This is a genomic window from Limnohabitans sp. (assembly GCF_036804465.1).
Taxonomy (GTDB): domain Bacteria; phylum Pseudomonadota; class Gammaproteobacteria; order Burkholderiales; family Burkholderiaceae_C; genus Limnohabitans.
Genome location: NZ_DAIRSK010000002.1, coordinates 136,331 through 149,719, shown reverse-complemented (window position 1 = coordinate 149,719; position 13,389 = coordinate 136,331). Strand labels below are relative to the sequence as shown.

The 13,389-nt window shown below is 53.9% G+C and carries 16 protein-coding genes and 1 pseudogene; 9 read left to right on the top strand and 8 right to left on the bottom strand.

Features of this window, described 5'->3' with window-relative positions:
• Window positions 1-112 precede the first annotated feature (112 nt).
• From V7Q41_RS01865 to V7Q41_RS01845, 5 genes are all read left to right on the top strand, one after another.
• Entirely contained in the window at window positions 113-1,138 is a 1,026-nt protein-coding gene (locus tag V7Q41_RS01865; RefSeq protein WP_333842051.1) for a sulfate ABC transporter substrate-binding protein, read from the top strand.
• A 114-nt stretch (window positions 1,139-1,252) separates the two neighbouring features.
• The gene (locus V7Q41_RS01860) at window positions 1,253-2,245 is read left to right on the top strand and encodes a sulfate ABC transporter substrate-binding protein (protein ID WP_333842048.1); all 993 of its coding nucleotides are present in this window, start codon (window positions 1,253-1,255) and stop codon (window positions 2,243-2,245) included.
• Window positions 2,246-2,251: 6 nt separating this feature from the next.
• The gene (gene cysT, locus V7Q41_RS01855) at window positions 2,252-3,106 is read left to right on the top strand and encodes a sulfate ABC transporter permease subunit CysT (protein WP_333842046.1); all 855 of its coding nucleotides are present in this window, start codon (window positions 2,252-2,254) and stop codon (window positions 3,104-3,106) included.
• A complete protein-coding gene (gene cysW / locus V7Q41_RS01850; RefSeq protein ID WP_442918776.1) occupies window positions 3,103-3,963 on the top strand; it encodes a sulfate ABC transporter permease subunit CysW in 861 nt (286 codons plus the stop codon). Before cysT ends, cysW begins: the two co-directional genes overlap by 4 nt.
• Window positions 3,964-4,007: 44 nt before the next feature.
• Window positions 4,008-5,102 carry a sulfate/molybdate ABC transporter ATP-binding protein gene (locus V7Q41_RS01845; RefSeq protein ID WP_333842041.1) on the top strand — a complete coding sequence of 365 codons (1,095 nt, stop codon included), beginning with the start codon at window positions 4,008-4,010 and terminating at the stop codon, window positions 5,100-5,102.
• 11 nt (window positions 5,103-5,113) lie between these two features.
• On the opposite strand, the gene V7Q41_RS01840 is transcribed toward V7Q41_RS01845, so the two are convergent.
• The 4 genes from V7Q41_RS01840 to V7Q41_RS01825 are packed head-to-tail and all read right to left on the bottom strand — an operon-like array spanning window position 5,114 to window position 7,242.
• Complete coding sequence (locus V7Q41_RS01840; RefSeq protein ID WP_333842038.1) at window positions 5,114-6,016, bottom strand: dienelactone hydrolase family protein; 903 nt, start codon at window positions 6,014-6,016, stop codon at window positions 5,114-5,116.
• A complete protein-coding gene (locus V7Q41_RS01835; protein ID WP_333842035.1) occupies window positions 6,013-6,456 on the bottom strand; it encodes a YeeE/YedE family protein in 444 nt (147 codons plus the stop codon). Before V7Q41_RS01835 ends, V7Q41_RS01840 begins: the two co-directional genes overlap by 4 nt.
• A 9-nt stretch (window positions 6,457-6,465) precedes the next feature.
• A complete protein-coding gene (locus V7Q41_RS01830) occupies window positions 6,466-6,903 on the bottom strand; it encodes a YeeE/YedE family protein (RefSeq protein WP_333842034.1) in 438 nt (145 codons plus the stop codon).
• A 27-nt stretch (window positions 6,904-6,930) separates the two neighbouring features.
• On the bottom strand, window positions 6,931-7,242 hold the full coding sequence (locus V7Q41_RS01825) for an ArsR/SmtB family transcription factor (RefSeq protein WP_333842032.1): 312 nt from the start codon (window positions 7,240-7,242) through the stop codon (window positions 6,931-6,933).
• Between the two features lie 73 nt (window positions 7,243-7,315).
• Between V7Q41_RS01825 and V7Q41_RS01820 the strand changes: the two genes are divergently transcribed.
• Window positions 7,316-8,191, top strand: a complete 876-nt coding sequence (locus V7Q41_RS01820) for an MBL fold metallo-hydrolase (protein ID WP_333842029.1) — start codon at window positions 7,316-7,318, stop codon at window positions 8,189-8,191.
• 41 nt (window positions 8,192-8,232) lie between these two features.
• Entirely contained in the window at window positions 8,233-9,399 is a 1,167-nt protein-coding gene (locus V7Q41_RS01815; RefSeq protein ID WP_333842026.1) for an MFS transporter, read from the top strand.
• A gap of 2 nt (window positions 9,400-9,401) precedes the next feature.
• Here the strand turns inward: V7Q41_RS01815 and V7Q41_RS01810 are convergent, their stop codons facing one another.
• The 4 genes from V7Q41_RS01810 to V7Q41_RS01795 all read right to left on the bottom strand — a co-directional run bounded on the left by V7Q41_RS01810 (window position 9,402) and on the right by V7Q41_RS01795 (window position 11,719).
• Complete coding sequence (locus V7Q41_RS01810; protein ID WP_333842024.1) at window positions 9,402-10,361, bottom strand: Bug family tripartite tricarboxylate transporter substrate binding protein; 960 nt, start codon at window positions 10,359-10,361, stop codon at window positions 9,402-9,404.
• 27 nt (window positions 10,362-10,388) lie between these two features.
• Window positions 10,389-10,979, bottom strand: coding sequence for a carboxymuconolactone decarboxylase family protein (locus tag V7Q41_RS01805; protein WP_333842022.1), 591 nt, complete (start codon window positions 10,977-10,979; stop codon window positions 10,389-10,391).
• A complete protein-coding gene (locus tag V7Q41_RS01800; RefSeq protein WP_333842020.1) occupies window positions 10,976-11,356 on the bottom strand; it encodes a VOC family protein in 381 nt (126 codons plus the stop codon). Before V7Q41_RS01800 ends, V7Q41_RS01805 begins: the two co-directional genes overlap by 4 nt.
• Window positions 11,357-11,434: 78 nt before the next feature.
• Entirely contained in the window at window positions 11,435-11,719 is a 285-nt protein-coding gene (locus V7Q41_RS01795) for an HU family DNA-binding protein (RefSeq protein ID WP_333842019.1), read from the bottom strand.
• Window positions 11,720-11,906: 187 nt separating this feature from the next.
• On the opposite strand from V7Q41_RS01795, the gene V7Q41_RS01790 reads away from it, so the two are divergent.
• Window positions 11,907-12,923, top strand: a complete 1,017-nt coding sequence (locus V7Q41_RS01790) for a type IV pilus twitching motility protein PilT (protein ID WP_333842017.1) — start codon at window positions 11,907-11,909, stop codon at window positions 12,921-12,923.
• Between the two features lie 151 nt (window positions 12,924-13,074).
• Window positions 13,075-13,389, top strand: a pseudogene (locus tag V7Q41_RS01785) (hypothetical protein); the annotation flags it as partial.

The following is a 13,389-nucleotide window of genomic DNA, read 5'->3' as shown; positions in this document are numbered from 1 at the left end:
AGTGACTTAGATGATTTGGTTATGAACAACCAATAACTCTGTCGTTCCCTTTTGGCGCTGTCGCGCTAAGAATCCAGCTCCGCAACTATTGCTGGATTCAAAGGGAACCAAAATGATTCAACGCAAACACTTTCTCAAAACACTTTGGGTCACTGCTTTGCTGGGTGCGAGTGGTTTGGCCGCCGCGCAACCCGCGCCCGTCACCTTGCTCAACGTGTCGTACGACCCCACCCGTGAGCTCTACACCGAGTTCAACGCCGCCTTTGCCAAGCACTGGAAAGCGCAAACGGGTCAAGACGTGACCATCAAACAGTCGCATGGTGGCTCTGGCAAACAAGCCCGCTCAGTCATTGATGGCATCGACGCCGATGTGGTCACCTTGGCCTTGGCGGGTGACATCGATGCGCTGGTTAAAAACGGTGGCCTGATTCCACAAGACTGGCAAAAGCGTTTGCCCCACAACGCGTCGCCTTACACCTCCACCATCGTGTTGGTGGTGCGCCAAGGCAATCCCAAAGGCATCAAAGACTGGGACGATTTGGTCAAACCTGGGATCAGCGTGATCACGCCCAACCCCAAAACATCGGGCGGCGCTCGGTGGAACTATTTGGCGGCTTGGGAATTTGCCAAACGCAAATACGGCGGTCCAAAAGGGGATGACAGCAAGGCCAAAGAGTTTGTGAAAAAACTCTACGAGAACGTGCCAGTGCTCGACACGGGCGCACGCGGCTCATCGGTCACGTTTGCACAACGCAACCAAGGCGATGTGTTCATCTCTTGGGAAAACGAAGCGCATTTGCTGGAAAAAGAATTCGGCAACAAAGTGGACATCGTCTACCCCTCCATCAGCATCTTGGCTGAGCCACCTGTCACGGTGGTCGATAAAAACGTCGAGCGCAAAGGCACACGCAAAGTGGCCGAGGCTTACCTGAACTACCTCTACACCGAAGAAGGCCAAGACATTGCGGGCAAAAACTTTTACCGCCCTATCTCTGTCAAAGCGCAAGCCAAGTATGTGAAGCAGCTGCCCAAGCTCAACTTGTTCACACTAGAGAGCGCTTTTGGCAGCTGGGAGAAAGTCGCCAAAGACCACTTTGCCGATGGCGCCCTGTTTGACCAGATTTACCTCAAGAAGTGAGATGTTTTTCTATAGATTGATTTGTTATGTACAAACAAAAAAACAGTTGTTTGATATGGCAGTGATGCAAACCACAATCGCGGTCATTTCTAAAGATTTGGAACTTCACACGGTATGAAAAAATTTCTACACACCAGTTTGGCCGCTGCGCTCTTGGCTGTCAGTTCGTTGGCTTGTGCACAAACTTTGCTCAACGCATCGTATGACGTGGCCCGCGAGTTTTACAAAGACTACAACGCCGCCTTTGTGGCCCACTACAAAAAGACCACGGGCAAAGACATCAAGGTGGACCAAGCCCACGGTGGCTCTAGCGCCCAAGCGCGTGCAGTCAACGACGGCTTAGACGCCGACGTGGTCAGCATGAACACCACCACCGACATCGAGTTCTTGGCTGGCAACGGCGTGGTGGCCAAAGACTGGGCCAAGAAGTTTCCCAACAACGCGTCGCCCACCACCTCGACCATGTTGTTCCTCACCCGCAATGGCAACCCCAAGGGCATCAAAGATTGGGACGATCTGATCAAGCCTGGTGTGCAGGTCATCATCGTCAATCCAAAAACCGGTGGCAACGGCCGCATGGCTTATTTGGCCGCTTGGACCTATGCGCGTAAAAAAGGACAAACTGATGCGCAAGCTGCAGAGTTTGTGGCCAAGTTGTTTAAGAACGTGCCAGTGCTCGCCAAAGGTGGCCGCGATGCCACCACTATCTTTTTGCAACGCAACATTGGCGATGTGTTGGTGACGTTTGAATCAGAGGTGTTGTCTGTTGACCGTGAGTTTGGTGCTGGCAAGGTCGATGCCGTGCATCCATCCGTCAGCATCATCGCTGAGAACCCTGTGGCGGTGGTGGAGCGCACTGTGAACAAAAAGGGCACAGGCGAATTGGCCACGGCCTATTTGAACTATTTGTACTCTGACGAAGCACAAGAGATTGCCGCCAAGCACGCCTTGCGTCCGCGCTCACCCGCTTTGCTAAAGAAATACGCGTCGACCTTCAAGCCCATTCAGTTGGTACCTGTGAGTGAGTATTTCGGCTCACTCAGCGAAGCGCAAAAAGTCCATTTCAATGATGGCGGCCAGTTCGACAAGATGTACACGGTGAAGTAATTTTTCATGGCATTGTTTTCTCTGACGCGCAGCCGAAAGGCTGCGCGCGTGCTTCCAGGCTTCAACATCACGCTGGGTTTCACGCTCACTTACCTCAGCTTGATTGTGTTGATCCCACTCTCCGCTTTGGTGTTCAAAACCTTCACGCTCACTTGGGACCAGTTTTGGGCAGCCGTCACGGGGCCGCGCGTGATGGCGTCTTATCGACTCACATTTGGTGCATCGCTGATTGCCGCCTTGGTTAATGTGGTGTTTGGTTTGCTTGTGGCTTGGGTGCTCGTGCGCTACGAGTTCTTTGGCAAAAAGGTGGTCGATGCGTTGGTGGACTTGCCTTTTGCGTTGCCCACTGCCGTGGCGGGTATTTCTCTCACCGCTTTGTTGGCGGGCAACGGTTGGATTGGTCAGTACTTGGAGCCCATGGGCATTCAACTCGCTTTCAACCCAAACGGCGTGGTGATTGCGCTGATCTTCATTGGCTTGCCCTTTGTGGTGCGCACGGTGCAACCGGTGTTGGAAGACGCCGAGAAAGAACTCGAAGAAGCAGCCACGTGTTTGGGGGCTACGCGTTGGCAAACTTTCACGCGGGTCATTTTTCCTAGCATCGCACCCGCGTTGCTGACAGGTTTTGCGATGGCGTTTGCGCGTGCGATTGGTGAATATGGCTCGGTCATTTTCATTGCGGGCAACATGCCCATGGTGTCTGAAATCACGCCGCTCATCATCATTGGCAAGTTGGAGCAATACGACTACGCCGGTGCCACAGCGGTGGCGGTGGTGATGTTGGTCATCTCGTTTATTTTGTTGTTGGTCATCAATGCCCTGCAAGCATGGCAACGCCGACACAGTGGAGCCTCTGTATGAGAACGACCACCACAGAGTCCGCATGGGTGCGCTACAGCCTGATTGGGGTGGCACTGACGTTTATGTTTTTCTTCTTGGTCTTGCCCTTGGCAGCGGTGTTCACCGAAGCTTTGCGCAAGGGCTGGGATGCGTATTGGCTGGCTTTGCAAGAACCCGATGCTTGGTCGGCCATTCGTCTGACCTTGATCACCGCACTCATTGCCGTGCCCTTGAACTTGGTGTTTGGTGTGGCGGCTGCATGGGCGATTGCCAAATATGAGTTCACTGGCAAAGCGTTTTTGACCACGCTGGTGGACTTGCCGTTTTCGGTCTCGCCCGTGGTGGCGGGTTTGATTTATGTGCTGATGTTTGGCGCCCAGGGCTGGTTTGGTCCGTGGCTGCAAGCGCACGACATCAAGATCATTTTTGCAGTGCCTGGCATTGTGTTGGCCACAGTGTTTGTCACGTTTCCGTTCATCGCGCGTGAGTTGATTCCACTCATGCAAGCACAGGGCAATGACGAGGAGCAAGCAGCCATCGTGTTGGGTGCCACAGGCTGGCAAACTTTTTGGTATGTCACGTTGCCCAATATCAAGTGGGGTTTGATTTACGGCGTCATCTTGTGCAATGCACGCGCCATGGGTGAGTTTGGTGCGGTGTCGGTGGTGTCGGGCCATATTCGCGGACAAACCAACACCATGCCTTTGCATGTGGAAATTTTGTACAACGAATACCAATCGGTGGCGGCGTTTGCCGTGGCCTCGCTGTTGGCTTTGTTGGCGGTGGCGACCTTGGTCATCAAGTCTGTGGTGGAGTGGCGTCATGCGCGTGAACTCAAAGCCACGGCTGATTTGCCACCGGAGCGGCCACAAGCCTAACGGCGTACCGCATGCGCGAAATTTAAGAATACGAGTACCGAATCATGAGCATCGAAATCAGAAACATCCACAAACAGTTTGGCGACTTCCAAGCGCTGGGTGATGTGAGCCTTGACATCCATTCTGGCGAGTTGATCGCCTTGTTGGGCCCATCGGGTTGTGGCAAAACCACCTTGCTGCGCATCATTGCGGGTTTAGAGCACGCCGATGCGGGCACTATTTTGTTCAGCGGTGAAGACACCACCCATGTGCATGTGCGCGAGCGCCAAGTGGGTTTTGTGTTCCAACACTACGCCTTGTTCCGTCACATGACCGTGTTTGAAAACGTCGCCTTTGGCTTGCGCGTGAAGCCGCGCAACGAGCGCCCCAGCGAATCACAAATCAAACAAAAGGTGCACGACTTGTTGAGCTTGGTGCAGCTCGATTGGTTGGCTGATCGTTATCCCTCACAGCTCTCAGGCGGCCAACGTCAACGCATTGCTTTGGCACGTGCTCTGGCGGTAGAGCCCAAAGTCTTGTTGCTCGATGAGCCCTTTGGCGCCTTGGACGCCAAGGTGCGCAAAGAGCTACGCCGCTGGTTGCGCCGCTTGCATGACGACTTGAACGTGACCACCATCTTTGTCACGCATGACCAAGAAGAAGCCCTCGAAGTGGCCGACCGCGTGGTGGTCATGAACAAGGGCAATGTCGAACAAGTGGGCAGCCCGCAACAGGTGTGGGAACACCCCGCCAGTCCGTTTGTGTATGGCTTTTTAGGCGATGTGAACTTGTTCCATGGCCGTGCCCACGAAGGCGAAATGCACATTGGCGTTGAAGACCAGACCGTGCGTGTCGCCAGTCCCGAGCACCACGCCGCGCAAGACGCCAAAGCCTTTGCCTATGTGCGCCCGCACGATTTGGATGTGCGTCGCTACAACGCTGGCAAGGATAACGAGGGCGGTATCGTGGCTCAGTTGAGCCGAGCCATTGTGGTGGGGCCCATTGCGCGCCTAGAGCTGATGGCGGCTGAGGGCGATGGCCCCTCAGATCAGCAGATCATTGAAGCGCAAATCCCTGCTTCGCAGTTCTACGAGCAGGGATTTACAGAGGGCGACACCTTGGTGCTCACACCGCGCAAAGCGCGGGTGTTTGTGGCTTAAGCCTTGTTCGATTAAACGTATTGCTTGAGCCAAGCCACAGCGCGGCTCCAGCCATCAGCCGCAGGCGCGGCACGGAAGCTCGCGCGGTAGTCGGCATGGAAGGCGTGGGGTGCGTCTGGGTACAACACAAACTCACTGGCCTTGGCCGCTGAGTTGCCCTTGGAGGCCGCTTGCGCCAAGGCTTCTTTCATGTTGTTCACCGACGTCACCGGGATGCCTGTGTCTGCGCCGCCGTACAAGCCCAGCACGGGGGCTTTCAAGGAAGCGGCCAATTCGATAGGGTGTTTCGGCGTGATGGCATTGGATTGACCTTCTAGGCGACCATACCAAGCCACGCCAGCTTTGACCTTGGGGTTGTGCTCGGCGTAAAGCCAAGTGATGCGACCGCCCCAGCAAAAGCCTGTGATCGCCAGTTTGTTGGTATTGCCACCGTTTTGAGCGGCCCACTTGACGGTGGCATCGAGGTCAGCCATCACTTGCGCGTCTGGCACTTTGGTGATGATTTCTGCTTGTAGCTTGGCAATCTCTTTGTATTGGCTGGGGTCGCCTTGGCGTACAAACATTTCAGGAGCGATGGCCAAGTAGCCTTCTTTGGCAAGCCGTCGCGTGACGTCAGCGATGTACTCATGCACGCCAAAAATTTCAGAAATCACCAGCACCACGGGCAGGTTGCTTTTGCCCGCAGGGGCTGAGCGGTAGGCGGGAACTTTGAAGCCACTGACATCTATCTCAACACGCCCCGTGGTCAAACCTTCTGACGAGGTTTGAACCGCTGTTTGCGCCACCAACGGCATGGCGGCAGCGGCGTAGCCCATTCCCAATGCTGTTTGCAAGGCTAAACGACGCGTAGGCGTGAGTGAGGCGTCGGTGCTGTTGAGCAGGGCATGGCTGTCTGTGATCGGGTCGTGGTTCATTTTGTATCTCTGGGTTGTTTGGGTGAATGAACGAAGCGCTGAGCAGCTTCATAGGCAATCATCCCAAAAACCATCGCTACTACAAAAACAAGGGCTTTGTCCTGACCAGCCGCCATGCTGACCAATGCGGGCCCTGGGCAAAAACCAGCCAAGCCCCAACCTGCGCCAAACACCAAACTGCCCAATACCAAACGTTGGTCGATTTGGCTGGAAGTGGGCAAGTGCAAAGCCCCACCTAAAAAATTAGTGGTGCGTTTTTGGGCTACTGCAAACGCAAAGAAGCCAACCGCAATTGCGCCCCCCATGACCAGCATCAACGAGGGGTCCCACGCGCCAAAGAGGTCAAGAAAGCCAAGGACCTTGCTTGGATCGGTCATGCCCGAGAGCATGAGCCCCAAACCAAATAACAGGCCGACAACAAATTCACTGATGCGATGCATGATGGCTCCTCAGAGGATGTGCTTGAGCACAAACACGGTGGCAAATCCAGCCGCCATGAACAAGCCAGTGGCAGCCATGGAGCGAGGGGAAAGTCGTGATAAGCCGCACACACCATGACCGCTGGTGCAGCCTGATCCATAGCGTGTGCCCACGCCTACCAGCAGACCTGCGACGACCACCATCGCCATGCTGGCATCGATGCGCGGCGCATGCAAAAAATCGGCAGGCGCCAGGACCTTCATCACCAGAGGCGATACAAGCAGGCCCAGCAAAAACGTCACACGCCACGCGCCATCGCCGACCTTGGCAGGAAGTAAACCACCCAAAATGCCGCTGATGCCCAAAATGCGACCATTCAATAAAACAAACAGGGCCGAAGCCACGCCCAGCAAAACGCCTCCTGCCAACGACGTGCCAGGTGTGAAATGTGTCCAATCGATCGTCATGTTTTTCTCCTATTCATGTGTTTTTCTCTAGACCTTGCAATACGTTTTGTACAAAACCTGCATCACCGCCAAAGCTTCGGAACTGCTGATTTGGTAATAAATGTTTTTGCCCTCGCGGCGAGTGACGACCAGTTCTTCATGACGCAGCACGGTGAGCTGCTGGGAGAGGGTGGGCTGGACAATCCCTAGCAGGCTTTCAAGTTCGCCCACGCACTTCTCGCCTTGTGACAGCTGACACAAAAGCATCAGACGGTCCACATTGGAAAGCACTTTCATCAGCCTGCAGGCTTGCTCTGCGGCTTGGTGCATATCGATGAGGTCAATTTCTTTACTTTTCATCGTTGATTTTTTACATATAGTCGATATATATAGTATATTAAAAAGTAGATTGTAATCTAACAGATTGAAAAATATGAACCAAACCACATTCAAACCTTTGGTGCACGGCATCTTTGATCCCGCCACGTGGACTGTGACTTATGTGGTGTACGAAAAACCAGGCGGTGCTTGCGCCATCATTGATTCAGTGCTCGATTTCGATACCAAATCAGGTCGCACCAGCCATGCATCAGCCGACAAGGTCGTGCACTATGTGCATCAACACAATTTGCGTGTGAAGTGGATACTCGAAACCCACGCCCATGCGGACCACCTGACTGCAGCACCTTATTTGAAAGAAAAACTGGGCGGCCAAATTGGCATTGGCGCCCACATCGCGCAAGTGCAGCAAGTGTTCAAGCAGGTCTTCAACCTTGAGGATGAGTTCAAAACCGACGGCTCACAGTTTGATGTGTTGCTGAGCGCCAATCAATCGATTGCGCTTGATGAAGGCGTCGGCCACATCATGGATGTGCCTGGACACACACCGGCCTGCGTGGCTTACCAGTTTGGCGATGCCGTGTTTGTGGGCGACACCTTGTTCATGCCAGATGTGGGCACAGCGCGTTGCGACTTTCCTGGTGGCAATGCCCAATCTCTTTACGCTTCTGTGCAAAAACTTCTGAGCTTGCCAGATGACACCCGCTTGTTCATGTGTCACGACTATCCGCCTACAGATCGCGCTGTTGCATTTGAATCAACGGTTGCAGAGCAGCGCACAAAGAATATTCACGTGCATCACGGCGTGAGTGAGTCTGACTTTGTGCGTATGCGAAAGCAACGCGATGCCACCCTAGAAATGCCCGCGCTGATCCTGCCCTCAGTGCAAATCAATATCCGTGCGGGTAACTTGCCGCCTGCCGAAGCGAATGGCACCCATTATTTGAAAATTCCTTTGAACAGCCTCTAATTTTTCAGGGCCACTGCAGTGAACCATGGCAACATGGACGCATGAATATCCATCTCGTATTGCTGTCCATTGCGCAGGGACTGTTCCTGACCAACAACATCACCTTCATTGCGATCAACGGTTTGGTCGGTTTGAGTTTGGCGCCAGAGAGTTGGATGGCTACCTTGCCCGTGATGGGCTATGTGGTGGGTGGTGCGTTGAGTACGGGTTGGGTGGCGAAATCGCAAGAGCGTTTTGGGCGCAAGGGCTCCTTTCAGTTGGGGCTGTTGGTGGCTTTTTTGTCGGCAGCCTTGGGTGCGTTTGCTGTGCTTTCACAGTCTTTTTGGTTGTTGGTCACGGCCACTTTGGTGGCGGGCTACTACAGCGCCAATGGTCAGTTGTATCGGTTTGCAGCGGCTGAGTTGTGCAAGCCCGACTACCGTGAAAAGGCGGTTTCTTTGGTGATGGCGGGTGGTTTGATTGGCGCTGTGATTGGCCCCAACTTGGCCATTCAAACCAAGAGCTTGTTGGGTATGCCGTTTGCAGGAGCCTATGTGGCTTTGATGGGAGTGGCTGTGTTGTCGATGGGGGTGATGCATTTCATCGAATTTCCTGCGGCGACTGTGGTCAAAGTAAATGACACCGGGGGTCGCCCCATGAGCCAGATCATGCGACAACCTGTGTTTGTGATTGCCGCCATGTCAGCAGCCTTGGGCTATGGCGTGATGAACCTGCTCATGGCTGCCACGCCACTGGCCATGCAAGTGTGTGGGTTCCCATTTGAAGACACAGCTTGGGTGTTGCAGTGGCATGTCATTGGCATGTTTGCACCTGGTTTTTTCACGGGCCACCTCATCCAACGTTTTGGCGTGCTGACCATCATGGGTGTGGGTGTACTGCTCAATATTGGCTGTATTGCGGTGGCTTTGTCTGGTGTGGATTTGCACCAGTTCTTGTTTGCACTCTTCATGCTGGGTGTCGGCTGGAATTTCTTGTTCACAGGCAGCACCACGCTGTCCATGCAAGCCTATACCCCTCAAGAAAAAAACCGCGCGCAAGCCGCCATCAACTTTTGCGTTTTTGCAACGATGGCGTTCACCTCATTTGCTTCGGGTGCGTTGGTGACCACTCAAGGCTGGACGTGGCTCAACTGGGGCTCGTTGGTACCCGTGCTGATCACCGGTGCTGGCTTGCTGTGGCTAGCGCGACAAAAAGCCTCCACCGCTTGAGCTCACTCGGGCTTGATGTTGCCGTCTTTCACCACCTTGGCCCACTGCACGAGTTCTTGTCTCAACAAGGTATCGAGCTCAGCTGTGCTGGAGTTGGCGGCTTGCATGCCTAGCTTGTTGAAACGCTCTTTCACATCGGGACGTTGCAAGATCGTGCGCAGGTCTTGGTTCATTTTGTCGACGATGGCGGTGGGTGTTTTGGCTGGTAAGAAGAAGGCCAGCCAAATCGTGGTGGCGTAGCCGGGCACGCCTTGTTCGCTGATGGTGGGCAGGTCGGGCAGCTCTGGATGGCGTTTGGCGCTGGCAATGCCCAGCGCTTTCACGCGTCCTGCTTTGATGTTGGGCACGGCCGAGTTGAAGGCATCAAACATGATTTGAATATGTCCAGCCAACAAGTCTTGTGCGGCAGGACCTTGGCCTTTGTAGGGCGCATGGCCCAGCTGCGTTTTGGTCATGTTGGCAAACATTTCGGAGCCCAAGTGGTAGGTGCTGCCGATGCCAGATGAGCCATAAAACAATTTGCCTGGATTTTCTTTGGCGTAGCGCACCAACTCTTGCACGTTGTTGGCTGGCACAGAAGGGTGGACCACTAAGATGTTTTCAATCGTGGCGACCGTGCTGACCGCTGCAAAGTCACGCACAGGGTCGTAGGGCAACTTTTGCACGAGCGCGGGATTGGCCGCCATGATGCTGCTGGTGCCAAACAAAATGGTGTTGCCGTCTGCGGGTGCGCGTGCCACAAACTCTGCGCCAATTGCGCCTGTCGCGCCCACGCGGTTGTCGACAATGACTGTCTTGCCCATGGCCTCTGACAACAAAGGCGCAATCACGCGGGCCGCAATGTCAGTGGGCCCGCCTGTTGAAAAAGGCACCACCAAACGTACCGTGTTGTTTTGCGCAAAGCTACTGAATGAGGCCAACAGCAAGCTGGTAGCCAAGGCGATGTGACGGCGTGAAATCAAGGGATTCTCCTGAGGTGTGAAGCAAAGTTAGGCCAGTAAGCGTTGGCGAATGTCGAGCGGTGACAACACCTCAAGAGGTTCAGCGCCGCCGTTGGGTATGCCCACTTGCGTGGCATTGAGCAGCATCGACACCATCACATAGGTGCCCGACAGCACGGTGAGATCAACCACCGCTTGTTCGCCCATGTCGGCCACCGCTTTTTGCCAGAGCGCATCTGGCACACGGTGATTGAGGCTGAGTTGGATGCAAAAGTCATACACCAAGGCCTCGTCAGCTTGCATGCCTTCAGGGCGTTTGCATTGACGCAGTTGTTCGATGATGTCCGTGGACAAGCCAGCACGCTGGGCAATAGGGTCGTGTGCCCACCATTCGTATTGGGCGTTGGCAATGCGGGCTTGAATCAGGATGGCAAATTCATTGAGCCGCTTGCTCACCGATGTTTTGAAGCGCAGGTAGTCCAGAAAGTCAAAGCAGCGACGCGCCATGTCGGGACTGCGCAGCAAAGCGTTGTAGGGGCCGCCAAGCGCGGCACTGGACACTTTGAGAATGTCATCTGCTAGCGGACGAACGTCGGGAGCGAGTTGCTCGTAGGTGATTTGTGTGAATCGTTCAGTCATTTTGCGGGCCTATACATGGCGCAAATCTTGTTGCCAGATGGGTCGCGCAAATAAGCGATGTAGTAGCTAAAGGCTGGGTTGGTGCGCAAACCCGGCGGGTCCTCGCAGGTCACGCCGCCGTTGGCAATGCCGGCTGCATGAAAGGCGTTCACTTCGGCCTCAGATTTGGCGGCAAAACCAAAGGTGCTGCCGTTGCCAAAACTGGCGGCTGCACCGTTGATGGGAGAGCTGATGCCAAAGGTGCCTGTGGCTGTGCGATACACATAGCGGTTGCCTGCATCCGTGCCGGGTGCGTGGCCCAAGGCGCCGAGTGCTGCGTCATAAAACTTGCGTGAGGCCTCAAGATCTTGAGCGCCTAAAAAAATGTGTGTGAACATCGTGTTTTCCAATTTGAATCAGACGTAAAAAAAGCGGCTCGGTAACCCGATGCCGCTTTTGTGCGTGAACGCGAAGAATTACTTCTTCTTGGTGTTCACAGCAGCTTTGAAGGCAGCACCAGCAGTGAAGCGAGGCACCACAGCTGCAGCGATTTTCAAGGCTTCGCCAGTGCGTGGGTTTTTGCCAGTGCGTGCAGCGCGCGCAGCAGCTTTGAAAGTGCCGAAGCCGATCAATTGCACGTCGTCTTTTTTCGCAACAGCGTGTGTGATGACATCAATGATGGCATTGACAGCGCGACCAGCATCGGCCTTTGTCAAGTCTGTGTGGGCAGCTACGGCTTCGATCAATTCAGTTTTGTTCATGAGTCAGTTCCTTGTCAATAACGCGCAAATTGTGCCAGTTTTGCTCAGTAATTTTTGGCTTGTTGCCGTGCTTTTGACAAAGAATGCCTAGGAAATTCCCTGAGATGGCGGGTTCTGCAAGATAGGCTTCAAAAATGAATTCTGTTTAGTTACACATCTAGAACTGTTTCAGCATAGAAACAGGCACATGACACTGCAAAATTTATTGACACAATGCATCGCTCAAGGCGCATCGGACCTGCATCTCTCCTCAGGCACACCTGTGTGTTTGAGGATTGATGGCTGCTTGCAACCGTTGTTAGATGTTGTTTTTACTCACGACCAGGCGCATGAGGCGTTAATGAGCATGATGTCATCGACGCAGCAGTCATTTTTTAAATCACACCTTGAATGTGATTTTTCCATTGAGGTGCCTAACCTCGCCCGCTTTCGTGTGAATGTGTTTCACCAAGCAAGGGGTGTGTCGGCGGTGTTTCGAGTTATTCCCCACCTTATCCCTAGTTTGAAATCGCTTCAAGCACCCGCGCTTTTGAATGAACTGGCGCAACGTTCACGCGGCTTGGTGTTGGTCACGGGACCGACGGGATCGGGCAAGTCCACTACCTTGGCCGCCTTGGTGAATGAGATCAATCAAACCCAACCCAAACACATCGTGACAATCGAAGACCCGATTGAGTTTGTGCACACACCCAAGCGATGCTTGATTCAACAGCGCGAGTTGGGTACACACACCTTGAGTTTTGCCAGCGCCCTGCGATCTGCGCTGCGCGAAGACCCCGATGTCATTTTGGTGGGTGAACTGCGCGACCTTGAAACCATGCGGTTGGCCATCACTGCAGCTGAAACAGGTCATTTGGTGCTGGCCACCTTGCACACATCCAGCGCCGCTAAAACCATGGACCGCATGGTGGATGTGTTTCCCGCAGAGGAAAAAAATATGGTGCGAAGCCAGTTGTCTGAATCGCTGATCGCCGTGATTTCGCAACTGCTGTGCAAACGTCTAGAAGGTGCGGGCCGTGTGGCCGCCTTTGAGGTGATGGTGGCCACACCTGCTGTGCGCAACTTGATCCGCGAAGGCAAAGTGGCGCAGTTGTATTCAGCGATTCAAACGGGACGTGCGGTGGGAATGCAAACCATGGAGCAAAGCCTGTCCGCTTTGGTGAGGCAGGGACTCATTGATGCGCAAGAACTCGAGGCCCACTGAAAGCTGGTGCCTCCGACAGGAATCGAACCTGTATCTACACCTTAGGAGGGGTTAGATTTTATTATTCTAAGTCGTTGTCTTTAAATGAGAAAATTTGAAAAAGTACGCTATAAATGACCCTGTGGGACAAATTTGGGACACGGAGTAGACAATGGCAGCCTTCCTCAAGCGCATAGGTAGAACGGGACAGACTTCTTGGCAAGCAAAGGTCAGATTGAACGGTGTCAACCGATCCAAGACATTCGTCAAAAAATCCGATGCGGTTGCGTGGGCTACATCGGTTGAGAACGACATCAATGAGGGCAAGCCGGTTCAGCAGCGCAAACAGTTGCAGAAAACTCTCCCAGTCATTTTTGAAGACTACATTGCTGACGGGGGGGTGTCCGAGAAGAAGAAGAGACTTCTTCGGCGCCTTGCCGTTGAGATGACGTCACTCAAGCTGGAAGACCTCAACACAAGACGCCTG